Here is a 26,160-nt window from a genome sequence, read left to right as displayed (position 1 = left end):
AATACTTCCGCGCGCACGCGCGTCATGATCGTCGACGATCACGAGATCGTTCGGCGAGGTATTGCTGAAATTGTTGACCGCGACGAGGCTCTCGAGGTCGTCGCTGAGGCCGGCTCCGTCGCGGATGCCGTGCGCCGAGCCGACCTGGTGCGCCCCGACGTCATCCTGGTCGACCTCCAGCTGCCCGACGGTACCGGCATAGACATCATGACAAGCCTGCGCGCCTCCCACCCGCAGATTCTGCCCGTCGTCCTGACCTCTTTCGATGATGACGAGGCCTTGGCTGAGTCCCTCGAGGCCGGTGCCCGCGCGTACATCCTCAAGACCGTGCGCGGGGCGGAGATCACCGACGTCATCAAGGCGGTCGCGGATGGACGCGTGCTGCTCGACGAGCGCACCCTGACGCGTCGGCGCGTGGACCACGAGGATCCGACAGCGGATCTGACGCCGTCGGAGCGTAAAGTCCTCGACCTGATTGGTGATGGCCTGTCGAACCGCGAGATCGGCGAAAAGCTCGGGGTGGCGGAGAAGACCGTCAAGAACCACATCACCTCCCTCCTGTCCAAGATGGGCCTGCAGCGTCGCACGCAGGTGGCCGCGTGGGTGGCCGGGCAAAGGGCTGCCGCGTGGCGTAACTGAGCCACTGCCTCGTCCCCCGAGGGTGACAATCGACGAAGGAAGCGGGTCGGAGTAACCGGCCCGCTTCCTCGTATAGGGGGAGCAGCGTGACCGAATAGTACGGCCGTTCCAGTTTCCCTCTAATCAGGGATGTCCCTGATTTGTAAGAAAGCTACTATCAAACTGGTTCATGAATAAGTCCCATGGGGTAACGTTCGCCTCATCCTCACCGATGAGGACGGACAACGCAGTCCGCCACCCCCTGAAAGGACACCCCGTGAACCTCAAGCGAATGCTTGCCGGTTGCGGTGCCGCAGCGGCACTAGTGCTCGCACCCCTGAGCGCACCAACCTTCGCCGACGCGCCAAGCGCGCCCACCGGCGTCCCCGCAGCGGTCCCCCTCAGCGACACCACCAAAGTCGCCAACTGGCAGAAGCTCCAATACGGCATGTTCATGCACTTCGGCGTCTACTCCGTCTACGGCGGCTACTACAACGGTCACCGCCAGGGCATGGGCTACCCCGAGCAGATCAAGGCCTGGGAAAACATTCCCACCGACGACTACCTGGCCAAGGCCAAAGACCTCGCCTCCAACTTCGATGCCGCGGCCATCTGCAAGACGGTCCACGACTCGGGCATGACCTACCTGATGATCACGTCCAAGCACCACGACGGCTTCGCCATGTGGGACACGAAGACGACCGACTACAACATCGTCAAGCAGTCCAACTACGGCAAAGACCCGATGAAGGAGCTGTCCACCGAGTGCAACAAGCTCGGCGTCAAGCTCGCCTTCTACTTCTCGATCATCGACTGGACGAAGCAGACCCCCGAGCCCTACGGGAACGTCAACCCCATCGACGAGGAACTCATGACGGGCACCATCAAGCCCCAGCTCACCGAGCTCCTCACCAACTACGGTCCTATCGCCGAGCTCTGGTTCGATATGGGCGGCCCTACCGCCGAGCAATCCCAGCGCATGGCCCAGTGGGTCCACGAGCTCCAGCCCGACACCATGGTCAACTCGCGCGTGTGGAACAAGGCCGGTGACTTTGAAGTCGGCGGCGACAACTCGGTGACAACCGACTTCCACATGGGCCCCTGGGAATCGATCCGCTCGATCTACCCGGCCTGCTGGGGATACTGCTCGTGGGCGAACCGCGACGAGAGCGCCAAGAACTACAAGGAACGCGAACTCGTCAACAACCTCATCGGCACGGTCGCCTCGGGCGGCCAGTTCGCCTACAACATCGGCCCCAAGGGTGACGGGACGATCGACGCATTCGACTCCGGCGTCGTCACCGAGGTCGGCCAGTGGATGGCACGCCACCCCGACGCCATCACAGGAGCACGCCCGACGTGGTTCCCCGCACCCTCCTGGGGCAAGATCATGACCAAGGGCAACGACCTCTACTTCTTCCCCGAGCAGTGGAGCACCGGTCAGACCCTGACGCTTCCCAGCGTCGGCGGCCACGTCACCGCCGTGAGCGTGGACGGCACCGACCGTTCCCTCGACTTCACTCAGGATGGCACGACGCTCACGGTGACCATGTCGGGCGAGAACCCCGAGCCCAACCTGCGCCCCGTCGTCAAGGTCACCTTCGACGCCGCCCCCACCTACGTGCCCACGCAGACGGTCACCGCCGTCGACGGCGCGACCATCTCCTCGGAGCACTTCTTCGGACGCGCCTCCGCACTGCGTTACTCCGGCGCACAGGCCTACGACGCCTACCTCGTGAACAAGACGGACAAGGCCATCACCGACCTCACCCTGACCTTCTCGGGCAACTTCGATGCCTCCACGACCTACAAGATCACCCTCGGGACCACCTCCATCGAGGTCACCGGTGCGCAGATCGAGGCCGGGGAAGTCGGCGAGGGCCTCACCCTCGAGCCCGGCACGGTGACGCCCCTGCGCCTCGAGCTGGCTCACCCCTCCTACTACGCCAACCCGATCGGCCTGCGCTCCGTGAGCGCGACCGTGCACGTCTACGGCGAAAACGCGGCCACCCAACCGCCCGTCATCGCCACGGACCCCTCCTCGGTCTCCGTGAAGGCAGGGGAGAGCGCCACCTTCACCGTCGTCGCCTCGGGCCGCCCGGCCGCCACCATCCAGTGGTACCGCGTCCCCAAGGGAGCAACCGATGGAACGGCGATTCCGAATGCCACGAGCCCCACGTACACCCTGACAACGACGCTTGAGGATGACGGCGCGCAGTTCTACGCCGTCGCCACGAACGCCAACGGCTCCACCACCTCCCAGCGCGCCACCCTCACCGTCACCAAGGGCAGCGACAACCTCGCCCTCAACAAGACGGCCACCATGTCCTCGACCGGCTGGGGCGGCACCGCCTCACGCGCCGTCGACGGCAACACGGACGGCGTGTGGGACAACGGCTCGGTCGCCCACACCGGCAAGCAGGCCAACCCCTGGTGGGAGGTCGACCTCGGCGAGAGCCACCCCCTCGGCGTCGTCAACGTCTGGAACCGCTCCGCATCCGACAACTGCCAGGGAATCCCCTGCGACCAGCGCCTGCACGACTTCTGGGTCGTCGCCTCAACGACACGTCTCGACGCTTCCTTTAACCCCGCCACGGCCGGCGTGGTCGACGGCGTCCACATGATCAAGGTCGACGGGGTCGGCGCCCGCCCGAGCGCGGTCAACTTCGAGGGTTTCGACGCGCGCTTCATTCGAGTCATCCAGCCCACCGAGTTTGGCGAGTTCGCGCTCGCGGAGGTCGAGGCCTTCGCGGCTGCCACGCCGACGCCGGAGCCGGATGACCAGGAGCCCCCGGTTATCAAGCCGCTGACCGTGACCGCCAACCCAGCGGAGGATGCTCAGATCTCCGGTGACGGTGCTTTCCGCACCGTGACGGGCAAGGAGGGCACGCAGGTCACGATCAAGGCAGAGGCGAGCGGCAAGCCGGCCCCGACCCTCTTCTGGCAGATCAAGCGCGAGGGCTCCGATTCCTGGTCCATTGTGGAAGACGAGAACGGCCCCGAGCTGACCCTCACCATCGATGGGGAGAGCAACGGCTCGGTCATCCGCGTCATGGCCATGAACGAGGCCGGGGTCGCTGAATCGGGTCTCGTGACCCTGGCTCTGGCTGAGGAACCTGCCCCCGAACCCGAGCCCAGCCCGGAGCCGAGCCCCGAGCCTACTCCGGACCCGACCCCCACGCCCGATCCCACGCCCGCTCCCGATCACACGGTCGGCATGTGGGTGAACGACGGGGTCGGCTGGTGGTGGAAGATCACCGGCGGCGACTACGCCAAGAACGAGACGCTCACTCTGGGCGGTCACGTCTACCGTTTCGATCAGAACGGCTACATGCTCACGGGCTGGGTCTACTGGGACGGCGCCTGGCACTACCACAACGCCGCGGGCGCACAGGTCAGCGGCTGGATGAATCAGGGCGGCACCTGGTACTACCTGGCGCCTGACACGGGAGTCATGGCGACGGGCTGGACGATGATTGACGGCGCGTGGTTCATGTTCTCGTCCGGCGGCGCCATGTCGACAGGCTGGGTCTCTTCCAGCGGCGACTGGTACTACCTGAATCCGTCGGGCTCCATGCACACCGGCTGGCTCCAGCTGGATGGACGCTGGTACATGCTGGGCGACAACGGTGCGATGGTCATCGGCTGGAAGCTGAGCGGTAGCAGCTGGTACTACTTTGACGCCTCGGGCGCTATGCATACCGGCTGGCTTCAGGTGGGTTCGACCTGGTACTACTTCGGTTCCGGAGGAGACATGTACACGGGCGGCCACTGGATCGGTTGGCGCTGGTACAGCTTCGACTCCTCCGGTCGGTGGCTGGGCTGAGGCCGAGCTGAGAGCCGCCAGGTCACGGCTCTGTGCCCATGCGGTGGGGGTGGAGTTCCGATGGGAGCTCCACCCCTACCGTCTTGTGGATGCTTGCGCTGCGCTAGTCTTCGAGCGGAGCGATCCACCGGATCTGCGTGCCCACTCCGCCCTCTCCCGTGTCCGCGTCGAAGCTGCCGTGGTGGCGTCGCGCGCGCTCAGCCATGTTCGCCAGGCCGGAGTTGCGGGTGCGGGAGGGGTCGATGCCGCGGCCGTCGTCGTTGATGACGATGCGCACGCGACCGGATTTTCCTCGCCCGGAAACGTCGACGGTGACGGTGGCTGCCGTCGCGTGGGCGTGACGGGCGATGTTCGACAGGCCCTCGCGCACGATGGCGACGACGTCGTCGGAGAGATCGGGGTCGACGCGCCCGTCGAATTCGTCGATGACCACCAGCTCGTTGTCCAGGTCGGAATTGATCGCGCTCCCGTCCAGGGTGATGACGAGGGAGGGCGCGAAACCCAGGGCTGAGCGCGTCAGGGAGGACTCGCGTCGGATGCGCTCGACGAGGCCGACGGCCTTGTCGCGCTCGCGCAGGTTGTGGACGATCGTGCGGATCTGTCGGACGGCCTCGTCGATGGACGCGAGGGAGGAGTCGATGAGGGACTCGATGGATGCAGGGTCGGCCTGCCCCTGTGCAACTTTCTGCTTGGCGGCGTCCAGGGCCATGCCGGTCGCGAAGAGCTGCTGGATGGCGAAGTCGTGGAGGTCGCGGCCGATGCGGTCGCGCTCGTCGAGGAGCGCGGCGACGTCTTGGGCGTGGCGGGCGGAGGCGAGCTCGAGGGCGAGCGTCGCCTGCGAGGCAAGCGATTCGGCGAGTGAGAGCTCGGAGGCGTCGAACTCGGGGGCGCCGATCTGACGCAGGAGGATGAGGACGCCGGAGGAGACGCCGCGGGAACGCAGGGGAGCGTAGAGCGCGGAGCCGAAGGCCGCCAGCTGGGGAACGCGCATCGTCTGGGCGCGCGACATGGAGTCGACGATCATGCCGGTTCCCTCGTGCAGGACGCTCATGGCGCGTCCCTCGGGCGGGAAGGTCAGGCCGAGCAGGGTGGAGGCGTTTTTGCCGTCGGTGATTTCGGCAGCCCACGTGTCGCCCACGGACTGCAAGACGATGATCGCGGTGTCGGCGTGGGAGACCTCGCGCACCGTCTTCGCGATGAGCTCGAGGGCCTCTTCCTCGTCCGTGCCCTCCAGCATCGTCGTGGTCAGCGACTGTGAGGCGCTGATCCACCGTGCGGTGCGCTTGGAGTCCGCGTAGAGGTTCGCGTTTTCGACGGCGATGCCGGCGGCGGGGGCCAGGGCCGCGACCACGGCCGCGTCCTCATCCGTGTAGCCTCCGGGCTTTCCCATGAGGTAGAGGCGCCCGTAGACCTGCTCGTGGACGAGGACGGAAACCCCGAGGAAGGGTGGGGTGGAGGCGGGCAGGTCGATGTCGGGCGCGTCCTGCGGGGAGTTGACGAGGAGCGGCGTGGTGACGGGGATCGCCGTCGGTAGCGAGTCGGGAACGGGCGGGGCGGGGTAGGAGTCGTGGTGCTCGAGCCGCAGGGTTGTCGCACCCCAGGTATCGAGCACGCACATCGTGGCGTGCGGGGAGGAGGTGAGGGCGCACGCTTGATTGACGAAGTTCTGCAGCCCATTTTTCAGATCGAGCGAGCTGGTGAGGTCGATGGCCGCCTTGAGCAGCCTGAAGTCCGTGTGATCGGGGCTCATTGTTCCTCCTGATCGAGGGCCTGGCGGTAGGTGGGGAGGGCGTCGAGAACGTCCTTGTGGGTGCCGTACGCGGCGACGCCTGCAATGGCTCCGGGGTGGGGGGCGGCGAGTACGAGGACGTGGTCGGCCTTGTCGAGGGCGCTGAGCCTGTGCGTGACGACCAGGGTAGCGCGCGTCGGTGAGGGGGTCAGGAGGGTGTCCATGAGCCTGTCGGCGGTGGTCGCGTCAAGGTGCTCGGAGGCCTCGTCGATCGTCATGATGGGGGCGGGGGCGGCCAGGGCGCGGGCCATGAGGAGGCGGCGACGTTCGCCGCCGGACACGGTGGTGCCACCCGATCCGACGAGCGTGTCGATGCCGTCTGGCAGGGAGGAGACCCATTCCTGGAGGCCGGCTCGCGCGAGGAGCTGCCCGGCCTCGTCCCTCGTGAGGGAGGCTCGGGCGACGCGCAGGTTTTCGAAGATGGAGGTCGCGAAGACGTGGGCGTCTTCGGCGGTCATCGTGATGAGGGACGTGACCTGGTCGCGATCCGCGCCCCACGCGGGGACGCCGTTGATGAGGGCCTGGCCCTCCTTGGGCGGGATGATGCCGGTGAGCGTTGCGAGCAGGGTGGTCTTGCCGATGCCGGAGGCGCCCACGATGGCGAGGGAGGAGCCGGGGCGCAGCGTGAGCGAGATGCCGGTGGCCAGGGTCGGGCCTTCCGGCCAGCCGATCGACAGGTCGCGCGCCTCGATGACGGGCTCTCCGCCGGGGATTTTGTGCGTAGCCTCGGGGGTTTCCTCGCTGATGAGCGCGCAGATGCGCGTCGCTGCCTGTGCGCTGCGCACCAGTTGGGCGGCGGCCGGAGCGAGCTCGGCGGCCCCCTCGAAGGAGGACAGGGGGATCAAAACGATGACGGCCAGGAGCACCTGCGCCAGGGCCCCGGAAGTAGTCTGTGGGATGCCGATGAGGAGCGCGCCGATGACGGCTGCGCCCATGGCGACCACGTCGAGTCCGCGCGCGAGGGCCGACAGCTGCGCGGAGCGCCCGATCGCGCCGGCAAGCTCCTCTTCGGCGCGCTGGAGGGAAGCGCGTGCCTGAGGGAGCGTTCCCGACAGGGAGAGCTCGGTGGCGCCCTCCAGAACCGCGAGGCTCGTGGCCGCGATGTCGGCGCGTGCGGCCGACCCCTGGGTTTCGGCCAAGCGTACCGAGCGGGCGATGAGCGCGGGAGCGAGGACGCCCGAGACGACGAGGGACACGGCAAGGATCAGGCCGGCCGCGGGGGAAATGAACGAGACGGCCCCGACCGTGCCCACGCCGACGACGAGGGCGATGAGGGCGGGCAGGAGCGTCTTGACGACGACGTTGCCGACCTCGTCCACGTCCGCCCCGGCGCGCGTCATGAGGTCGCCGCGTCGCAGACTCGACAGCGAGGCGGCGGGCTGGAGGCACAGGCGGTCGTAGAGGTTGCCGCGCAGCGCGTCCATCCCTTCGAGGGCAACCCGGTGGGAGGCCAGGCGCGCCAGGTAGCGCGCGAGTGCGCGCGAGACGCCGAAGAGCCGGACGGAGGTGGCCGCGACGGTCAGGTAGAGGACCGGCGGCTGCTGGGAGGCACGGGCGATGAGCCACGCCGCGGTGCCTCCCAGCGCGATCGCCGAGCCGAGCGCGCCCACGCCCAGGAGTAGCGAGAGGGCAAAGCCCGATCGCGACACCTGGAGCATGGAGATGCACCGGCGTAGCGCTGCGGATTCCGAGCGGGTCAGGAAGAGTCTCATGCCAGTGCCTCCTCATCTTCGGACGCAACGTCGATGATCGTGTCGGCCACGCCGATAATGGCGGCGCGGTGGGCGATGACGATGACCGTGCGGCCCTCCTCGCGCATCGTGGTGATAGCTCGCACGACTGTCTCCTCGCTGACGGCGTCGAGGTGCGCGGTCGGCTCGTCCAGGATGACGACGCGGGAGCGCGCGGCGAGCGCGCGCGTGAGCGCCAGGCGTTGGCGCTGGCCGACGGACAATCCGACCCCGCCGGAGCCGATCGTGCTGTCCCACCCGTGGGGTGCGGTGGCCAGGACGGCGTCGAAGCCGGTGGCGCGCGCGGCCTCCTCCAGGTCGGCCAGCGGCAGACCTGCCATGTTGTCCAGGATCGAACCCGGGATCAGGGTGGGGGACTGGGGGACCCAGGAGAGGCCGGAGCGCCAGGACACGGGGTCGACGTCGGTGAGGGCCAGGTCGTCGCCGCGCGGGTTCGAGGCCTGGGGCCTCAGGACGATGCGCCCGGCGTCGGGCGCCACGTCGGCGAGCAGGCAGGCGACGAGCGTGGACTTGCCCGCGCCGGAGGGGCCCGCGAGGGCCGTGATCGTGCCGGGCCGGATGACCCCGTCGGTGGGGGCAGGGCCCCAGGCTCCCCGTGCGCGCACGCCGACGCCGTCCAGGACGATCGCCGTCGTGGACATGTCGGGGCTAGGGGACGTGCCGGGGGCGGCTACGTCCTGCGCCTGCTCGATGATGTCGAAGGCGGCGCGCGAGGCGGTCACGCCGTTGGCCGACGCGTGGAACTGGGCGCCGACCTGGCGCAGAGGCTCGAAGACCTCGGGGGCCAGCATGATGACGGCCAGACCGTGGAAGAGAGAGATATCGCCGAAAACCAGGCGCATACCGACCTCGACGGCGACGAGCGCGACCGACAGGGTCGTCAGAAACTCCAGGACGCCGCCCGACAGGAAGGCGACGCGCAGGGTCGCCATCGTGGCCTTCGTGTTGGCCTCCCCGAGCTTGCGCAGGTGAGCGCGGGGGCCCTTCTCCCGGCCCAGAGCCCGCAGGGTGGGCAGGCCCGACATGAGGTCCAGAAGCTGGGCGGTCAGACGTTTCATGGACTCCAGCTTGTCCTCGGAGGCGGCCTGAGTGAAGCGGCCGATGAGGATCATGAAGATGGGGATGAGCGGGACGACGAGGAGGGCGATGAGTGCCGACCAGAAGTCCAGGAGGAGAATGACCCCCAGGGCCGCGGGCGTCACCGTGCACACGAGCACCAGCTGAGGGAGGAAGGAAACGAAGTAGGGGCGCAAGTCCTCCAGTCCCGTGGCCAGGAGCGTCGCCGTCTGGGCGCCGTTGGTTGCCCTCCACCGCGGACCGAGGGCGATGGAGGCGTCGATCACCCGCCTGCGTAGCTCGGTAACGGCCCTGGTGGCGGCGCGCGCGGCGATCGCCTCGCGCCCGGCGACAACCAGGGCGCGGCACGCGAACACCGCCCCGATGCCGGCGATAACACTCGCCACGTCGCCCAGTGACGCCGTCCCCGACACGACGGGGGAGAGGGCGGCGGAAATCAGCAGAGCCTGGGCCAGCACCAGCAGGGCCGTGATCGTACCCAGGAGCGCCGTCAGCGCGATGGGACCGCGAGCCGAACGGGCGTAGCGCAGTAAGCGAGGATCAAAGGGACGCACGGATACTATTGTGCCCCAAAAGTGCACGTCATGGGTCGAAGGTCCCCGGCCTCGTCCCCGGTGGGAATACGACTGCGCCCGGCTCCCCGAGGGGGGAACCGGGCGCAGCTCGGCAGAGAATCAGCCGGCGAGGAAGTTCTCGCCCAGGCGGATCTTCTTCATGAGCAGACCCGTCCGGGTGGTCACGTCCTCAGTGCCCACGCGGCCACGGAAAGTCCAGTAGGACCAGGCGATGTAGGCCAGAACGATGGGCAGGAGGCAGACGGTCACGATCGTCATGACGGTCAGCGTCGCGTCCGAAGAGGAGGCCTGATCAATCGTCAGCGAATATGCCGGGTTGATCGAGGACTTCTGGACGGCGGGAGCCATCGACGCGAACACCCAAGCCACCGTGGCGGCGATCGCCACGGAGGAAGCCACGAAGGACAAGCCCTCGCGGCGCAGCGACGCCTGCGACAGGGCGGTCGAGGCGATGATCGCCAGGGCGGCGACGACGAGCGGGATCCATGCCAGAACGTTCGTCGTGTAGGCGAACTGGCCCCACATCAGCCACGCGGCGGCCAGGACGGTCGCGGCGATCGTCGCGGGTGCGGCAATCGCGTTGGCGCGGTCGCGGACCTCGCCCGTCGTCTTCAGCGCCAGGAACTGCGCGCCGTGCGCCAGGCACACGGCCATAACGGCCAGACCACCCAGGATGGTGTAGGGCGTGAGCAGCGAGAAGAAACCGCCAGTCAGCTGGTGCGTCGCGGTTGCCAGCGACTGGTTGACCAGCGTCGGGTCGATAACGGTGCCGGTGGCCACGTCAACGACCTCAATGCGCATACCCTGGACGAAGTTCGCGAAAGCGACGCCCAGCAGGATCGGGACGAGCCACGCGCTGATCGTGTGCGCCCAGTCCCAGGCGTGACGCCACTTCTCGGTGGCGACCTTGGAGCGCCACTCGAGCGCCATGACGCGCACGATCAGGCAGACGAGGATCAGGAACAGGGCGAGATACATGCCCGAGAACATGGTCGCGTACCACTCGGGGAACGCGGCGAAAGTCGCGCCTCCGGCGGTGAGCAGCCACACCTCGTTGCCGTCCCAGTGGGGGCCGATCGTGCGCACGGTCTGGGTGCGCTCACGGTCGCCCTTGGCGACGAAGGGGAGGAGCATGCCGACGCCGAAGTCGAAGCCCTCGAGGATCAGGTAGACCGTCCACAGAACGGCGATGAGAACGAACCACAGGATAGACAGAGTCATGATCGGTGTTCCTCTCAGTATCCGAAGGACAGGTCGGTCGGTGTCTCGTCCTCAGCCTTGTCGGCCTTCGACGAGTGGATGCCCTCGACGGCGTAGCGCTTCATGAGGATGTACCACATGACGCCGAGGACGCCGTACAGCAGGGTGAACAGGATGAGCGAGGTGAGCATCTGGCCAGCGGGAACGTTGGGGGAGATACCCATGTCGGTCATCATGTTGACGGAACCCAGGTCGGAGCCTGCGGACAGCGCCTGCAGGTTCGGGACGACGACCCACGGCTGGCGACCCATCTCGGTGAAGATCCAGCCGAAGGAGGCCGCCAGGAAGGGCAGCGGCAGGTTGAGGAGCGCGAGGCGGCTCAGCCACTGGTTGGACGAGGCCCGACCACCGCGGGTGGCCCACAGGCCCCACGCCGCCAGCAGGAAGGCCACCATGCCCAGGCCGATCATGAAGCGGAAGGACCAGAAGGTCACCATCTGCGGCGGACGGAAGTCATACTGCGAAGCATCGCCGTACTTGGCGGTGAAATTCGGGTCGGAGTTGAGCAGCTCCACCATGCGCTCCTGGACGTCGGCGACGCCCTCGGAGGTTGCGGAGAAGGAGTTGTGGGACATGAAGGAGGCGACACCCGGGACCTTGATGAACTGGGTCGGCTGCGTGCCGTCCTCACCGAGGGGGCAGGACCCGAACTGGGCGACGGTAAATGCGGCGCCGTCGGTGTCCATGCAGATGCCTTCTGCTGCGGCCATCTTCATGGGCTGGGCCTCGACCATCTCCTGGCCCTGGATGTGGCCGGAGGCGACGGTGCCGAGGCCGCCGATGAGGACGACGATCAGACCGAAGCGGGCGATGGGACGCCACACGTCGCGTGCCTGTGCCACGGCCTCGTCGCTGCCCTCACGGGAAGCGCGCACCATCCACCAGATCGCGATTCCGGCCACGAAGGAACCGGCAACCAGCCACGCGGAGGTGATGACGTGGGAGTACTCGGACAGGTAGACGCCCGAGGTGATGAGCTTGAGGAAGCCGCCGGCGCCGTCGAGCTCGGCGCGGCCGGTTTCGGGGTTGAAGCGGGCGCCCACGGGGTGCTGCATCCACGCGTTGGCCGCAAGAATCCAGGCCGCGGAGAACATGGTGCCCAGGGCGACGCACCAGATGGTCGCCAGGTGGATGCCCTTGGAGAGGCGGCCCCAGCCGAAGATCCACAGTCCGAGGAAGGTGGATTCGAGGAAGAAGGCCAGGAGGGCCTCGACAGCCAGAGGGGCGCCAAAGATGTCGCCGACGAAGCGGGAGTACTCGGACCAGTTCATGCCGAACTGGAACTCCTGCACGATGCCGGTGGCGACGCCGAGAGCGAAGTTGATGAGGAGGAGCTTGCCGAAGAAACGGGTTGCTTGCAGCCAGTATTCCTTGCCGGTGCGGTGCCACGCGGTTTGCATGATGGCGACCAGCAGGGACAGGCCGATCGTCAGCGGTACGAGGACGAAGTGGTAGACGGTGGTAACACCGAACTGCCATCGTCCGACGGTGACCGCGTCGAGCGCTGTTTGCGCGAGGGTCATGATGGGACCTTCCCGTGTGGGGATGGGGGATCGAAGTGCCCCGCAACAAGAGTGCTAGGACCTATGTCACGGGCTGATTTAAATGTAGCTCAAAAGACAGCAGCGAAGCGCCTGGAAGACGCGATGCGTGACAGTTTTGTGACATATGTGTCTGATTATTTTGAACGGCTTTTTCCCTGAGATTGTGTGAGTGTGACGTTGAACGGGTCACCCTTCGGTTGATGCAGGTTGGCGATGTGCGACAATAAGGGGTGAATGGATGTCGCGGGCATGCCCCCGCGATGAGAGCCGAGCGAACCTCTGTGACTTGCCGCCGGCAGCTGCGCAACTGCGCTCCACTAGGTTTCCGCCCCTCGCGGGCGATGAAAACGGGCGCGTCCGGGCATGGGGCGCGCGCCCATTAATTGGAGAATCGTGACAACCGAATCACACACGCCCGTGGCCCCCGCCGCGTCGCTGCTGTTCCAGGCTCCCGTCTTCCAGGCTGCACCCGACGTGGCTGCGCCGGTCGTCGTCGACGAACCTGAGGCGAAGCCCAAGCGTCGGCGCGCCTCCGCCGATGCGGAATCGAACGCCCCCCAGGAAGAGGCTGCCCCCAAGCGTCGCCGCCGCTCGAAGAAAGCCGACGACGCCGCGCCCGAGGACAGTGCTCCCGCCGCCGAAACCGACGAGGCGCCCGCGGAGTCGAAGCCGCGCCGTCGCCGCCGCTCGAAGAAGGCCGACGAGGCCTCGGCCCCCGCCGAGGAAAGTGCCGACAAGGCAGAGAACAACTCCGGCGAGGCGGAGGTCTCGGACGAGGAGGACTCCTCGAGCCGTCGTCGCCGCCGTCGCCGCGCCCGCTCCTCCAGCTCGTCTGCCGAGGAGAGCACCGATCCTGCGGATCAGGTGCAGGCCCTGAAGGGGTCGACACGACTCGAAGCGAAGAAGATGCGTCGCCGCGAGGGGCGTCGCGAGGGACGGCGCCGCCACTCAATCTCCGAGTCCGAGTTCCTGGCGCGCCGCGAGTCCGTCGAACGCACGATGGTCATCCGCGACCAGGATGGCCTCGACCAGATCGCGATCCTTGAGGACGGCCTGCTCGTCGAGCACTACGTCGCGCGCCGCACGCAGTCCTCGATGGTCGGCAACATCTATCTGGGCCGTGTACAAAACGTCCTGCCCTCCATGGAGGCCGCGTTCGTTGACGTGGGTCGCGGCCGCAACGCCGTGCTCTACGCTGGCGAGGTCAACTGGGATGCCGTCGGTATGGAGGGCAAGCCCCGCCGCATCGAGTCCGCTCTCAAGTCCGGTGACCCGGTCCTCGTCCAGGTGACGAAGGATCCGATCGGTCATAAGGGCGCGCGCCTGACCTCGCAGATCACCCTGGCCGGCCGCTACCTGGTCCTGATCCCCGGCGGCTCCATGATGGGCATCTCCCGCAAGCTGCCGGACAAGGAGCGTGCCCGCCTGAAGAAGATCCTCAAGGCTGTCGTGCCTTCCGGTTCCGGCGTCATCGTGCGCACGGCCGCCGAGGGCGCTTCGGAGGAACAGATCCGCGACGACGTCGCTCGTCTGACGCGCCAGTGGGAGGACATCGAGAAGAAGCGCACCTCGACGAAGAGCGCTCCGACGCTCCTGCGCGGCGAGCCTGAGCTCGCGGTGCGCGTCGTGCGCGACATCTTCAACGAGGACTTCACGAAGCTCGTCATCGAGGGACGCGACACCTACGCGACCGTCAAGGAGTACGTGGATGAGCTCAGCCCCGAGCTCTCTGATCGCGTCGAGCAGTGGGTGGGTACGGAGGATGTCTTCCATGCGCATCGCATCGACGAGCAGCTCGCCAAGGGCATGGATCGCAAGGTCTGGCTGCCTTCGGGCGGCACCCTCATCATCGACCGCACCGAGGCGATGACCGTCATCGACGTCAACACCGGCAAGTTCATCGGCGCCGGCGGCACGCTCGAGGAGACGGTCACCCGCAATAACTTGGAGGCGGCCGAAGAGATCGTGCGCCAGCTGCGCCTGCGTGACATCGGCGGCATTGTCATCATCGACTTCGTCGACATGGTGCTCGAGTCGAACCGCGACCTCGTGCTGCGTCGCCTGGTGGAGTGCTTGGGTCGTGACCGCACGCGCCACCAGGTCACCGAGATCACCTCGCTGGGCCTCGTGCAGATGACGCGCAAGCGCGTGGGTGAGGGCCTGGTCGAAGCCTTCTCCACCCCCTGCGAGGCGTGCGAGGGCCGAGGGTTCATCGTGCATCACCATCCCGTCGAAACATCCGGTGGCGACAGCTCCTCGAAGATGGGCAAGGGCTCGAAGAAGCAGCAGAAGAAGGCTGAGGCGCGCCGCGTCGAGGACAACGTGGATCACGAGCGCGCGAAGGAAGCCCTGAGCGCGATCGCCGCCGCTTCTTCGCGCAAGGAGGACGAGGCCTCGGGCGAGCAGGAAGGCGCGCCCACCAAGAAGCGTAAGGCGCGTGGCGCGAGCGCCGACTCCGCCGAGGCTGCCCCCGCCGAGGAGTCGCCCACGGAGTCGGCACCCGCCGCTCCTTCGGCTTCCGAGACGGCAGCAGCGGACGATGGTGCGACCAAGCGCCCCCGTCGCCGCCGCCGTGTCGCGGAGAGCGCGCCGATGCCCGAGCTTCCGGTCCACATCGACCTGCCCGAGCCGGTCGCCCATGCTGAGCAGCCTGGGGCGCCCATCAAGGATGCCTCCGAGATCCAGCTGCCCGAACAGCGGGAGAAGGCGCCCGCTACTCGCAGGCGCGCGTCCCGGAAGGCCGCGACGGCCTCGTCCGCTGAGCCCGCTCAGGCACCCGCCGCGCCGTCGCGCAAGGAGGCCGCCGAGCAGACGGCTCCCGAGGCGCCCGCCCCGGCGGCTCCCGAGCCGCCTGCCCCGCGCAAGGCTCGCAAGCGTCGCGCGGTGGCCTCCACCGGCGTCGTCGAACCCGACGCTGCGCCGGCCCCGATCGTCGTCGACCTGCCCGCACGCACCCAGACGAGCGAGCCCGCGGCGCCGACGCGCTCGACGGCCGACATCCAGCTGCCCGAGGCGTCCGACCAGCCGCGCGTCAAGCGTCGCCGTCGCGCCGTGTCCACGGGAATCGTGGACGCCGGGTGACGTGTAGGCGGTGAGGGAGGGCCACCTCGGCCCTCCCTTCCGCGCGGGGTGTGGAATCGCACAGCTATTCCGACGAGCCGTCGGCCGCGCCGGGTTGCACTCGGGCGTGCCAATCGGCTAAATTTGATCGTCGGCGCAACAAGTGCCAACGGGATCATGAGAACTTCGCAAGTCCTCGGCAGTTTCGAGGCGGGATCCCGGTTACGAATACGAGAAGAGATGAGCTCCAACGTGGTCTACGCGATCGTCAAGGCTGGCGGCCGGCAGGAAAAGGTGTCCGTCGGTGACGTCGTCGTCGTCGACAAGCTGGCAGAGGAAATCGGTTCGAGCATCGAGCTCCAGCCGCTGATGCTGGTGGATGGCGACGCCATCACTGTTGACGCAGCCAAGCTGGACAAGGTTTCCGTCAAGGCTGAGGTTGTTGACTCGGCCAAGGGCCCCAAGATTTCCATCATTAAGTACAAGAACAAGTCGGGCTACCGCAAGCGCCAGGGACACCGTCAGAAGATGTCGGTCGTCAAGATCACCGAGATCGCCTGAATCCAACGGACCCACGAGCAGAAAGTAGCACCTGATGGCACATAAGAAGGGCCTTGGTTCCTCCCGTAACGGCCGCGACTCGAACGCGCAGCGCCTCGGCGTGAAGCGCTACGGCGGCCAGCTGGTTAACGCTGGTGAGATCCTCGTTCGTCAGCGCGGCACCCACTTCCATCCTGGCGACGGCGTCGGCCGCGGCAAGGATGACACCCTGTTCGCCCTGCGCGCGGGTGCGGTCGAGTTCGGCCGCAAGCGCGATCGCAAGGTTGTCAGCGTTTCGCCGGTCTCTGCCTGAGACCGCGCGCATGAAGGGCGTCCGGCGTTGCCGGGCGCCCTTTTCACTATTCATTGTCGGTTGGTAGGAGCACCAGTGGCAGACTTCGTGGATCGCGTGACGCTGCACGCGGCGGGTGGCAACGGCGGCAACGGCGTTGCCTCGATTAAGCGTGAAAAGTTCAAGCCGCTGGCCGGCCCCGACGGTGGCGATGGCGGCAACGGCGGTTCGGTGATCCTGGAGGTGAGCGAGCAGGAGACGACTCTGCTCAACTATCACCGCAGCCCGCACCGCCGCGCCGACAACGGTACCCCCGGCATGGGCGATTTCCGTCAGGGCAAGACCGGCGCGGATATCGTCCTGCCGGTTCCGGAGGGAACGGTCGTCAAGTCGATGTCGGGCGAGCTGCTGGCCGACCTGACCGGCGCGGGCGCGCGCTTCGTGGTAGCCGAGGGCGGCCGCGGCGGCCTCGGTAACGCGGCGCTGGCCTCCAAGGCACGCAAGGCTCCCGGCTTCGCTCTCCTGGGTGAGCCGGGCGAGGAACGCGACGTGGTCCTCGAGCTCAAGTCCGTTGCGGACGTGGCCCTGGTCGGCTTCCCGTCGGCGGGCAAGTCCTCACTGATCGCCGCCCTGAGTTCGGCGCGCCCGAAGATCGCCGATTACCCCTTCACGACCCTGGTCCCCAACCTGGGCGTCGTGTCGGCGGGGGACACACGCTACACGGTCGCTGACGTCCCGGGCCTGATCCCCGGCGCGTCCCAGGGACGAGGCCTGGGCCTGGATTTCCTGCGCCACATCGAGCGCTGCGCCGTCATCGTACACGTCCTGGACACGGCCGCTTTTGAGACGGATCGCGAGCCCGTGGAGGACCTGCGCATCATCGAGGCGGAGCTCGAGGCCTACCAGGGTGACCTCACCCAGGTCGAGGGTTACGTGCCGATCATGGAGCGTCCCCGCGTCATCGTCCTGAACAAGATCGACATTCCCGACGGACGTGACCTGGCCGAGATCACGCGGCCTGACCTCGAGTCGTTCGGCTGGCCGGTCTTCGAGGTGTCCGCCGTGTCCCACGAGGGGCTCAAGCAGTTGTCTTTTGCGTTGGCTGGCATCGTCGAGGAGGAACGCGCGAAGCGCCCCGCCCTCGAGGCCGCCCGACCCGTTATTCGCCCCAAGGCAGTCGGGCGCAGCGTGGAGATCACGGTGCGCAAGACCCGCAAGGACGGGGAAGAGGTCTACCAGGTGCGCGGCGACAAGCCGGAGCGCTGGGTGCGTCAGACGGACTTCGCCAACGACGAGGCCGTGGGATACCTCGCGGATCGCCTGAACGCCGCGGGCGTCGAGGACGAGCTGATGAAGGCAGGAGCGGTTGCCGGCGACATCGTCGTGATTGGCGACCTGGACGGAGGCGTCGTCTTCGACTGGGAGCCGACCCTCACGACCGGACCGGAGCTGCTGGGCTCGCGCGGCACCGACCTGCGCCTGGAGCAGAATGCGCGTCCGAGCCGCAAGGAACGCCGCGAGGTGTATCACCAGGTCATGGACGCGAAGAGCGCGGCTCGTGACGAGCTGTGGACGGAGCGTCAGGCCGGACATTGGACCGACGCGTCGGATCAGTCATGAGCGGTGTGTCTGGCGCTTCACGCATCGTCGTCAAGATCGGCTCCTCGTCGCTGACGCGCGCGGATGGCGGTCTGGACCTGAACCGTATTGATGCCGTCGCGCGCCTCGTGTCCCGCTGGCGCGGGCGCGATCGGGAGGTCATCATCGTCTCCTCGGGCGCTGTCGCCGCGGGGCTGGATCCGCTCGGTTTTTCGGCCAAGCCGAAGGATCTGCCCAGCGTTCAGGCAGCTGCCGCGATGGGCCAGGGGCTGCTCATGGCTCGTTGGACGGCCGCGTTCCAGGCTCACCACCTGGACGCCGCGCAGGTCCTGCTGACAACGGACGACGTCATGCGTCGCGACCACTACACGAACGTGCGCGCGTCCCTCACGCGCCTCCTCGGCCTCGGCGTCGTCCCGATCCTCAACGAGAACGACGCTGTGACCACCCGGGAGCTGCGCTTTGGCGATAACGACCGCCTGGCCGCCCTGATCGCCCAGATGATCAAGGCTGACGCCCTGGTGCTCCTCACGGACGTCGACGGACTGTACACGGCGCCCCCGGACCACCCGGGCTCGCAGCTGATCGAGCGCGTCACAGGTGTCGACGATCTCATGAGCGTCCTCGTCACCGGTGCAGGCTCGCGCGTGGGCACCGGTGGCATGGCGACGAAGGTGCAGGCCGCCATGCTGGCGACCGCCAGCGGCATCGGCGTCCAGCTGGCCAGCGCTAACGACCTGCAGGCGGTCCTGGAGGGGACGCACGTGGGCACATGGTTCGAGCCTCGCGCCCAGCGTCCCGCCTCACGGCGCCTCTGGATCGCTCACGTGGCTCCCTCGCGCGGCGAGATCATCGTGGACGAGGGCGCCGCGCGCGCAATTACCGAGGGCAAGAAGTCACTCCTCATCGCCGGCGTGCACTCGGTGCTCGGTCACTTCGAGGCGGGGGACGTGGTCGACGTGGCGAGCCCGACCGGGCTGATTGCGCGCGGTGTGTCCGGCTACGACTCGGACACCCTCGCCGAGGTTGCGGGTGCAGGCATGGAGCAGCTGGCAGCAGCCGGCTTCGAGCACCCCAGGCCCGCCATTCACCGCGACGACCTTGCGGTGTTAGGCGACGCATTTTCTGCGATGGGTGCGGACTGACACGGTCCGAATGCCACTCGTGTGACATGATGTGCGAGTGGATACTGCTGCAGACATTTCCCAGGTGACCGACGCCGCCCGCGAGGCGGCGCGCGTGCTCGCAGGCGCGACAACCCGTGCGAAGAACCGCGGACTTGAGGCAATTGCGGCTGCGCTCGTGGAGCGCGCCGACCAGATCCTGGCCGCGAATGCTGAGGACGTGGCGCGCGGTCGCGCCGAGCACATGAATGACGGGCTGCTCGACCGCCTGGCCCTGACGAAAGACCGTCTTCGCTCCATCGCCGACGCCGTCCTCGAGATCGTGGCCCTGCCTGACCCGGTCGGCCAGGTCGTGCGCGGAAGCCGCACGGACATCGGCCTGCGCGTCACGCAGGAGCGCGTGCCCCTGGGCGTTATCGGCATCATCTACGAGGCCCGCCCCAACGTGACGATCGACGCGGCCAGCCTGGCGATCAAGGCGGGAAACGCCGTCATCTTGCGCGGGGGAAGCGCCGCCCAGGCCTCGAACCGCGTCCTCATCGAGGTGTGCCGTGACGCGCTGACCTCGGTCGGCCTGCCCGCAGACGCGATCCAGAGCGTCGACGAGTGGGGCCGAGCGGGTGCCCGAGCCATGATGCGCGCCCGCGGGGCCATCGACGCGCTCATTCCGCGCGGGGGAGCGGGGCTCATCAACGCCATCGTCGAAGAGTCGCGCGTTCCCGTCATCGAGACGGGAACCGGCAACTGCCATCTCTACGTCGATGCCTCGGCTGACCTGGACGCCGCCGAAGCAATCATCATGAATGCCAAGACGCAGCGCGTGGGCGTGTGTAACGCGGCGGAGACGCTGCTGGTGCACGCCGACGTTGCCCAGCGCTTCCTGGCCGCCGCGATCACGCGCCTGACGACGGCCGGCGTGACGATCCACGCCGACGAGGCCGCCCGGGCCATCGTGGACGGCCAGCCCTCGATCGACGCCGACATGATCGTGCCCGCCACCGAGGCCGATTGGGAGACTGAGTATCTCTCGATGGACCTGGCGGTGCGCGTCGTTGAGAGCGTCGAGGAGGCCACTGATCACATCCGGCGTTATTCGACCGGGCACACTGAGGGGATCGTCGCATCCGACGTGGCGGCCATTGCCGCCTTCCGGGCGGGAGTCGACGCCGCCGCCATCGCCATCAACGCCTCGACCCGCTTCACGGATGGCGGACAGCTGGGCCTCGGCGCGGAGGTCGGGATCTCGACCCAGAAGCTCCACGCGCGCGGCCCCATGGGGCTCGCGGAACTGACGACGACCACCTGGATCTACGAGGGGGAAGGAACCATCCGCCCGTGAGCGCGCAGGAGAAGGATCCCGTCCCGGCCTCGGGCGGCGCAGCGATCGAGAAGACCACTGAGGCAACGGCGGGCGCCACCGCAGCCCCGGCCCTGCCCCAGCATCCCCCGCGCGCCCTGCGCAGGAGGCGGGCGATCGGCATCATGGGCGGAACCTTCGACCCCATCCATCACGGGCACCTCGTCGCCGCGTCGGAGGTCATGGACGTGTTCGGGCTCGACCAGGTCGTATTCGTACCCGCCGCCGTGCAGCCGTTCAAGGCGGATCGGCGCGTCACGTCGGCCGAGCACCGCTACCTGATGACCGTCATCGCGACCGCCTCCAACCCTCGGTTCGCCGTCTCACGCGTCGACATCGACCGGGGTGGGACGACCTATACGATTGACACGCTGGCCGACCTGTCCGCGGAATACCCGGATTCGGACTTCTACTTCATCACCGGCGCCGACGCGCTGGCGCAGATCGCGCAGTGGAAGGATGCCGACAAGCTTTTCGAGCAGGCGCACTTCATCGGTGTGACGCGCCCGGGACACAACCTGTCGGATCCCGGCCTGCCGCACGAGTCCGTGTCCCTGCTGGAGGTTCCCGCCATGGCTATCTCCTCCACCGACTGCCGTTCGCGCGTCGAGGAAGGAAAACCCGTGTGGTACCTCGTGCCCGACGGCGTCGTCCAATACATCAACAAGTACGGCCTCTACCGGTACTAACGCAAGGAGAACAGTGAGCCTTCCCGACGCTACCGTAGAACTGGCGAGCCTGGTTGCTCGCGCCGCATATGACCGCGGCGGCATCAAGCCCGTGCTCGTGGACGTGACCAGCAAGCTCGCTCTGGCCGACGCCTTCGTCGTCGTGTCTGCGCCGACCGACCGTCAGGTTCGCGCCATCGCCGAGGACATCATGGACCGGCTGTGGGCCGAGCACGGCCGCCGACCCACGCACATCGAGGGCCGCGCCGAGGGAACCTGGGTGCTGCTGGACTACTCGGAGCTGCTCGTCCACGTGCTCTCCGAGGAGGAACGCGACTACTACGCGCTCGAGCGCCTGTGGGGCGATTGCCCCGCGCAGGCGATCGATGTGGACATGGACGAGGCCCGCGCGGCCGCGGCCGAGCGTGCAGCGGCGCACGGTGCGGAGTCCGCGCAGTGACCGCATCTCGGATCGTCCTGCTGCGCCACGGCCAGACTGACTTCAACCTGCAGCGTCGTTTCCAGGGGCACATCGACAAGCCCCTGAACGAGGCGGGGCGCTCCCAGGCGGCGGGGGCTGCCGGCGTGCTCGTGAGCCGCCTGTGCGAGCCGAGCGCCGAGGTGGGCATGATCGCCGCTGAGAACACGCGCAGCTACGACGATGGGGGAGTGCGCATCGTGAGCTCTCCCCTGGGGCGGGCGCTGGAGACCGCGCGTATTGTCGCGCGCGTCTTCGACATTGCCGACTACCCCTGCGAGGGCCCGTCCAGCGACGAACGGCTCACGGAACGTTACTACGGGACCTTCGAGGGCAAGACCTACGAGGAGATCGCGCGCGATCAGCCCGAGGCCTATGCGCAGTATCGGGCCGACGGCGAATGCGAGATCGCCGAGGTGGAACGCTCCGAGGCAGTGGGAGCGCGTTTCCGCGACGCCGTCCTGGAGGCGGCGGCCGGGTGCCGGTCCGACCAGTCACTCATCGTCGTCTCGCACGGTTCCGCGATCGCGCGCGGCGTCGTGTCCCTGCTCGGCCTCGATCCCGCCGACTTCAACGGGCTGCGCGGCGTCGATAACTGCCACTGGTCGGAGCTCGTGCCTGTCGGCGTCTCGACGGCCAAGAGCGCGGCGCGCACCGGCTGGCGTCTGGCCTCGCACAATATCGGCGCGCGCGAGGACATCCTGGGCGCGTAGCCTCTGGGATCCGGCGCCTCTTCTGTGAGGACAACAGACATGCTTGTGATGAGCGGCACTTGATTCTGATTTGCGCTTCCTTCTTCGGGTTGGCTATTATTTATCAGGTCGCCAGGGCGACGAACTAAATAACGGGGCTATGGCGCAGTTGGTAGCGCGCTTCCATGGCATGGAAGAGGTCGGGGGTTCGAATCCCCCTAGCTCCACAGAAATTCCGGTGCTCGGCTTGCGGGCGCCGGTTTTTTGTTGTCTGCGACCGGCGTTAGTCGGGCGCGTCTCCTGGACCGGATGATCGGGGTTAAAGGACAAAACGTGTTGGTTGTGTGGCGATCGTTCGGCTTGCTGGTGCGGAAAAGTCGGTGTGCTGGTGGGTCGCGTGCACCTCGTTCCAGTGAGTACTGCATGGTGGGCCTGTGTGTGGCCCCATGATCCGTCACGGCAAGACGCTGGCAGGTCGCCTGCGTCGACGGTGTCCACCGCACCAGGTGACCGACTGGGCCATCGGCTGCGCCATCGGCGGCGCATGACTCCCGCAGGGCGAGCTATCTTAAGAATGCCGCATGCAATTCCCCCGACGCTGTGTCGCGCCAGGCATTCACATCGTTGGAATTTCAACGTTTGTAGACGCTATTGAACGTTCACTTAGTTGAATTGCACGCGAAACTGGTCCGAGCGAGCGCACCCGCGCGCACGTGGGCCCGCTGATGTGAGCCTGGGCCCCTTATCTCGCACGTGGGCCCGCTCATGTGAGTGTGGGCAGCCCCGCCCAGACATGGAATAGTGGGTTTACGTGCGATATATCGGGTTCGCGTGCGAGATACGCACGAGGCCGGGCGCCACGCCACCTCTAACCGCGACCTCACTGCCACCAAATGGGGGGATTTGCACCATTAGAGGTGCGACACGCCGGCGACACGCCGTGGTGAGGCTTCTAATGCTGCAAAACCCCCACCGGTGTCCCTGGTGTCATGCTCCCTCACTGGCGCATGGCTGCCCATCCGGGCCTTGAGATGAGGGCCTGGCCCAGGCGTTGGCGGGGCTGGAGGGCGCGGCCAGGCCCTGTTGGGCGTCTGGGGCGGCGCTGACGGCTGGTGTTGCGACGAACCTTGGATGGCCTCGCTGGCGCGGGGGTATCACGGGCGGCCAGCTCTGCGACGAGGCTTGTCCCCGATGGGGTCATGCACCCCATCGGGGACCATTCAACCCGTTCTGATCGGGTGCAGTGCTCCCTAACGGGTGGAGTGCTCCCGATCAGCTGCAATCCTCCCGATGGGGGAGATCCTGTCTGAGGCGCTGCGGCGCGGGCGCCCTAGCACAGGCGCACCACCCTCGACGACGCTTGGGACTAACCCCACATCAATACGTTGTGCACAATAACCCCGTGTCGCCCCGCGCTGCGCACTGGGATGGCTCGGCTTCCTGGTCGCACACGCTCCTCCTCGTCGCACACGTGGGGCCTTCAACGTGCCGGCCGCTCACTTCGCTGTAAGTTCGCCAACATCCAGCCCCATTCACCCCAAACGGCCCTCTTTTGGCATTGATCGCTCAGTGGGTGTGCACGTTGGCGACGGGATGTGTTCTCTTGCTCGGCTGCGTTGGGGGAGGGCAAGCGGGTTGTTGCGGCCTGCTATCGGTTGGAAATCTGATGCTCTGGTCATGATGATGGTTGCGAAACGGTCAGTGCACGGTCGGAAAATATAACGTTTTGATATCGGAATGTGGGATGTTCAAAATCTGTCAAACCTTGAAAGCGTTGAAAATTCGGTCATTCACCTGTAATTGCTTACTGAGAAAAGCTTGAAATTGCGTGTACCGCATGGAAAGATTTACCTGTCTCTGTTCCATAGTGTTAGGCCGGTCGTCAATGTCGTTCCAGCTCACCCGCACCCACACGTCGGTGGTCCTCGCTGCCACCACGATTGCGGCGTCCCTCGTCGTGATCCCCTCCCTGGCCGAGGGTACCGGCGCCTCGCAGGATGCCTTCTGCAACTCCCTCGTCGGTGCCGATGCTCGCATCAGCTCCGAATACAACCCGCTTCTCGCCAGCTACGCCTCTGCCGTCGCGGGTAAGCCTGCGTCCGCTACCGCGGACCCTGCGCGCGAGGCTCAACTGCGCAACGATCTAGCGAACGCGCAGGCCGCGCTTGAATCCGCTCAGCAGGGAGTGGCTCAGTCCAACCCCTCCGTGGGCGTCGCCCCCAGCGACAATGCCAGCACCAGTGATCGCGGCCTGGACTGGGTTGACTGGTCACAGGTTGACTATGACACCCAGGCGAAGATCATTGAGGCCCTTATCGTTCAGAAGATGAACGCCTACCGGGCCAACGCGGGCTTGCCTGAGCTGGTCGTTTCGGACACGCTGACCACCGACTCTCGTGGGTGGAGCAAGCACATGTCCGACACCGACGACTTTAACCACGATCCGGTCTTCAAGTACTGGAACGGCGTGACGCTCGATGGAGGCGAAACGAGCTACGCAGGCGAGAACATCGCCTACAACCACCTCGAAAACTACGGCGATAAGTGGGGGGCCTACGGCACGACCAAGAACCCCATGCAGGCCGCTGATGCCCTCTTCGATCAGTGGAAGAACTCCTCGGGGCACGACAAGAACATGCTCGCTCAGAACAATGTTGTTGGTGTGGGTGTGCATATCGCTCGGCACAGCGAGGGTACCCGCGTGTATGGTACCCAGAAGTTCTACGCGATCACCGGCGGTTCGCCCACGATCTCGCGCTTCCATACGACGGGCGACACGGCCTCGGCCTACGGTTTCGACGGCGCAGCCTTCAATGCCGACAATACGAACTACGTGTCCGGACTGGCCGGCTCTGGCGACGCGCAGCGTGCGAACTCCTGGCAGAACAAGGTTGGCTCCCTCCCGGGTGTCGCCCTGCCTGTCGATGTGAACCAGCTTCCCGCTAAGGCCGGTTCCGCCGCTCCCTCTACCCCGGCTCCCGCTCCCGTCGAGACCGGCACCTCGGTCGATGCCAACCAAGCCGTCGTTGACGCGCAGGCGAGCGTCGATGCTGCTCAGTCCGCCCTGGACAGCTACCTCGACTCCGTCGCCAACGAGCAGTCCACCGTGAGCCCGGCGGATATTGACGCTCAGCTTGACGAACTCGCCGCCGATATCGCGGCGCAGACGTCTGTGCGTCCCGAGAAGGACGGCGGCGTGACTATGCAGGGTGGCGACGACAATGGCCGCTACCTGACTGCCGAGCAGTATCGCGATGCCCTGACGGCCTGTACGACGAGCGCCGGCGGTTATGACCCCGCCAAGCCCGCCGATCAGCAGAACCTCCCGAACCCGTCGATCGGCCAGCCCACTCAGCAGCCCACCACTCCGGCTCCCTCGACCCCGGCTGAGAATCCCTCGGTTGGCCAGCCCACCACTCCGGCTCCCTCGACCCCGGCCGAGAATCCCTCGGTTGGCCAGCCCACCTCTCCGGCTCCTTCGACCCCGGCTGAGAATCCCTCGGTTGGCCAGCCCACCACTCCGGCTCCCTCGACCCCGGCTGAGAATCCCTCGGTTGGCCAGCCCTCCACTCCGGCTCCGGGTGCTGGCACTCCCACCGCAACCACCCCCGCCGTGAGTGCGGAACCGTCTCCCTCGCAGGCTCGTACCGACACCCTCGCCGCCACGGGTAGCTCCGCCGTGTGGGTCGCGGTTGGCGCGGTAGCGGTCCTCGTCGCTGGTATCGGTGCGCTCGTCGCATCACGCCGCGCGAAGAACTGACGCAGTCAGAAGCGCCCCGCCGATGAGAATGCTCGTCGGTGGGGCGCTTTCTAGTGTCCGGGGCTCGAGGGGCGAGGTGTGACGCGAGCCTCGTGAAATGCTTGTTTGTTGGAGACTGCATGTCTATACTCGGTAAATGGATGTTGCGAA

17 protein-coding genes and 1 tRNA gene are annotated in these 26,160 nt (G+C 66.9%); 13 read left to right on the top strand and 5 right to left on the bottom strand.

What is annotated here, in order from left to right; all coding sequences use genetic code 11:
• The first annotated feature begins 24 nt into the window (after nucleotides 1-24).
• Together QU663_RS06585 and QU663_RS06580 are read left to right on the top strand one after the other, a co-directional pair.
• Nucleotides 25-639 (top strand): response regulator transcription factor, encoded by a 615-nt coding sequence (locus QU663_RS06585; RefSeq protein WP_021611112.1) that lies wholly within the window; start codon nucleotides 25-27, stop codon nucleotides 637-639.
• 256 nt (nucleotides 640-895) lie between these two features.
• Nucleotides 896-4,444: an alpha-L-fucosidase gene (locus QU663_RS06580; RefSeq protein ID WP_034480506.1), complete on the top strand. Its 3,549-nt coding sequence runs from the start codon at nucleotides 896-898 to the stop codon at nucleotides 4,442-4,444.
• A 103-nt stretch (nucleotides 4,445-4,547) separates the two neighbouring features.
• Here QU663_RS06580 and QU663_RS06575 read toward each other — a convergent pair whose 3' ends face one another.
• From QU663_RS06575 to QU663_RS06555, 5 genes are all read right to left on the bottom strand, one after another.
• On the bottom strand, nucleotides 4,548-6,194 hold the full coding sequence (locus QU663_RS06575; RefSeq protein WP_021611110.1) for a GAF domain-containing sensor histidine kinase: 1,647 nt from the start codon (nucleotides 6,192-6,194) through the stop codon (nucleotides 4,548-4,550).
• Nucleotides 6,191-7,945 (bottom strand): thiol reductant ABC exporter subunit CydC, encoded by a 1,755-nt coding sequence (gene cydC / locus QU663_RS06570; RefSeq protein ID WP_021611109.1) that lies wholly within the window; start codon nucleotides 7,943-7,945, stop codon nucleotides 6,191-6,193. The genes QU663_RS06575 and cydC overlap by 4 nt, the downstream gene beginning before the upstream one ends.
• On the bottom strand, nucleotides 7,942-9,615 hold the full coding sequence (gene cydD / locus QU663_RS06565; protein ID WP_021611108.1) for a thiol reductant ABC exporter subunit CydD: 1,674 nt from the start codon (nucleotides 9,613-9,615) through the stop codon (nucleotides 7,942-7,944). The genes cydC and cydD overlap by 4 nt, the downstream gene beginning before the upstream one ends.
• A gap of 120 nt (nucleotides 9,616-9,735) precedes the next feature.
• Nucleotides 9,736-10,857 carry a cytochrome d ubiquinol oxidase subunit II gene (cydB, locus tag QU663_RS06560; protein WP_021611107.1) on the bottom strand — a complete coding sequence of 374 codons (1,122 nt, stop codon included), beginning with the start codon at nucleotides 10,855-10,857 and terminating at the stop codon, nucleotides 9,736-9,738.
• A 14-nt stretch (nucleotides 10,858-10,871) separates the two neighbouring features.
• Nucleotides 10,872-12,419 (bottom strand): cytochrome ubiquinol oxidase subunit I, encoded by a 1,548-nt coding sequence (locus QU663_RS06555; RefSeq protein WP_021611106.1) that lies wholly within the window; start codon nucleotides 12,417-12,419, stop codon nucleotides 10,872-10,874.
• Nucleotides 12,420-12,833: 414 nt separating this feature from the next.
• Between QU663_RS06555 and QU663_RS06550 the strand changes: the two genes are divergently transcribed.
• From QU663_RS06550 to QU663_RS06500, 11 genes are all read left to right on the top strand, one after another.
• Nucleotides 12,834-15,521 (top strand): Rne/Rng family ribonuclease, encoded by a 2,688-nt coding sequence (locus tag QU663_RS06550; RefSeq protein ID WP_296491359.1) that lies wholly within the window; start codon nucleotides 12,834-12,836, stop codon nucleotides 15,519-15,521.
• A gap of 219 nt (nucleotides 15,522-15,740) precedes the next feature.
• Nucleotides 15,741-16,061: a 50S ribosomal protein L21 gene (rplU, locus tag QU663_RS06545; RefSeq protein WP_021610652.1), complete on the top strand. Its 321-nt coding sequence runs from the start codon at nucleotides 15,741-15,743 to the stop codon at nucleotides 16,059-16,061.
• 34 nt (nucleotides 16,062-16,095) lie between these two features.
• Nucleotides 16,096-16,353: a 50S ribosomal protein L27 gene (gene rpmA / locus QU663_RS06540; protein ID WP_003792637.1), complete on the top strand. Its 258-nt coding sequence runs from the start codon at nucleotides 16,096-16,098 to the stop codon at nucleotides 16,351-16,353.
• Between the two features lie 75 nt (nucleotides 16,354-16,428).
• Complete coding sequence (obgE, locus tag QU663_RS06535; RefSeq protein ID WP_021610653.1) at nucleotides 16,429-17,952, top strand: GTPase ObgE; 1,524 nt, start codon at nucleotides 16,429-16,431, stop codon at nucleotides 17,950-17,952.
• Entirely contained in the window at nucleotides 17,949-19,076 is a 1,128-nt protein-coding gene (proB, locus tag QU663_RS06530; RefSeq protein ID WP_021610654.1) for a glutamate 5-kinase, read from the top strand. Before obgE ends, proB begins: the two co-directional genes overlap by 4 nt.
• Nucleotides 19,077-19,113: 37 nt before the next feature.
• Nucleotides 19,114-20,394, top strand: coding sequence for a glutamate-5-semialdehyde dehydrogenase (locus tag QU663_RS06525; RefSeq protein WP_021610655.1), 1,281 nt, complete (start codon nucleotides 19,114-19,116; stop codon nucleotides 20,392-20,394).
• The gene (gene nadD, locus QU663_RS06520; RefSeq protein ID WP_021610656.1) at nucleotides 20,391-21,101 is read left to right on the top strand and encodes a nicotinate-nucleotide adenylyltransferase; all 711 of its coding nucleotides are present in this window, start codon (nucleotides 20,391-20,393) and stop codon (nucleotides 21,099-21,101) included. The genes QU663_RS06525 and nadD overlap by 4 nt, the downstream gene beginning before the upstream one ends.
• 13 nt (nucleotides 21,102-21,114) lie before the next feature.
• A complete protein-coding gene (gene rsfS / locus QU663_RS06515) occupies nucleotides 21,115-21,540 on the top strand; it encodes a ribosome silencing factor (RefSeq protein ID WP_021610657.1) in 426 nt (141 codons plus the stop codon).
• Nucleotides 21,537-22,271, top strand: a complete 735-nt coding sequence (locus tag QU663_RS06510; protein WP_021610658.1) for a histidine phosphatase family protein — start codon at nucleotides 21,537-21,539, stop codon at nucleotides 22,269-22,271. Before rsfS ends, QU663_RS06510 begins: the two co-directional genes overlap by 4 nt.
• Before the next feature lie 133 nt (nucleotides 22,272-22,404).
• Nucleotides 22,405-22,477: transfer RNA gene (locus QU663_RS06505), tRNA-Ala, on the top strand.
• A 1,658-nt stretch (nucleotides 22,478-24,135) separates the two neighbouring features.
• Nucleotides 24,136-26,010: a CAP domain-containing protein gene (locus QU663_RS06500; RefSeq protein ID WP_021610662.1), complete on the top strand. Its 1,875-nt coding sequence runs from the start codon at nucleotides 24,136-24,138 to the stop codon at nucleotides 26,008-26,010.
• The last annotated feature ends 150 nt before the right edge of the window (nucleotides 26,011-26,160 follow it).

This window comes from Schaalia sp. HMT-172, from assembly GCF_030644365.1.
GTDB lineage: Bacteria > Actinomycetota > Actinomycetes > Actinomycetales > Actinomycetaceae > Pauljensenia.
This window is presented reverse-complemented; position numbering and strand designations above follow the sequence as displayed.

Bases quoted from the DNA above. Each gene is read 5' to 3' on its own strand.
- rplU (WP_021610652.1), top strand. From the start codon at position 15,741: ATGAGCTCCAACGTGGTCTACGCGATCGTCAAGGCTGGCGGCCGGCAG.
- proB (WP_021610654.1), top strand. From the start codon at position 17,949: ATGAGCGGTGTGTCTGGCGCTTCACGCATCGTCGTCAAGATCGGCTCC.
- QU663_RS06500 (WP_021610662.1), top strand. From the start codon at position 24,136: ATGTCGTTCCAGCTCACCCGCACCCACACGTCGGTGGTCCTCGCTGCC.
- QU663_RS06575 (WP_021611110.1), bottom strand. From the start codon at position 6,194: ATGAGCCCCGATCACACGGACTTCAGGCTGCTCAAGGCGGCCATCGAC.
- rpmA (WP_003792637.1), top strand. From the start codon at position 16,096: ATGGCACATAAGAAGGGCCTTGGTTCCTCCCGTAACGGCCGCGACTCG.
- cydC (WP_021611109.1), bottom strand. From the start codon at position 7,945: ATGAGACTCTTCCTGACCCGCTCGGAATCCGCAGCGCTACGCCGGTGC.
- QU663_RS06585 (WP_021611112.1), top strand. From the start codon at position 25: ATGATCGTCGACGATCACGAGATCGTTCGGCGAGGTATTGCTGAAATT.
- QU663_RS06555 (WP_021611106.1), bottom strand. From the start codon at position 12,419: ATGACCCTCGCGCAAACAGCGCTCGACGCGGTCACCGTCGGACGATGG.
- cydB (WP_021611107.1), bottom strand. From the start codon at position 10,857: ATGACTCTGTCTATCCTGTGGTTCGTTCTCATCGCCGTTCTGTGGACG.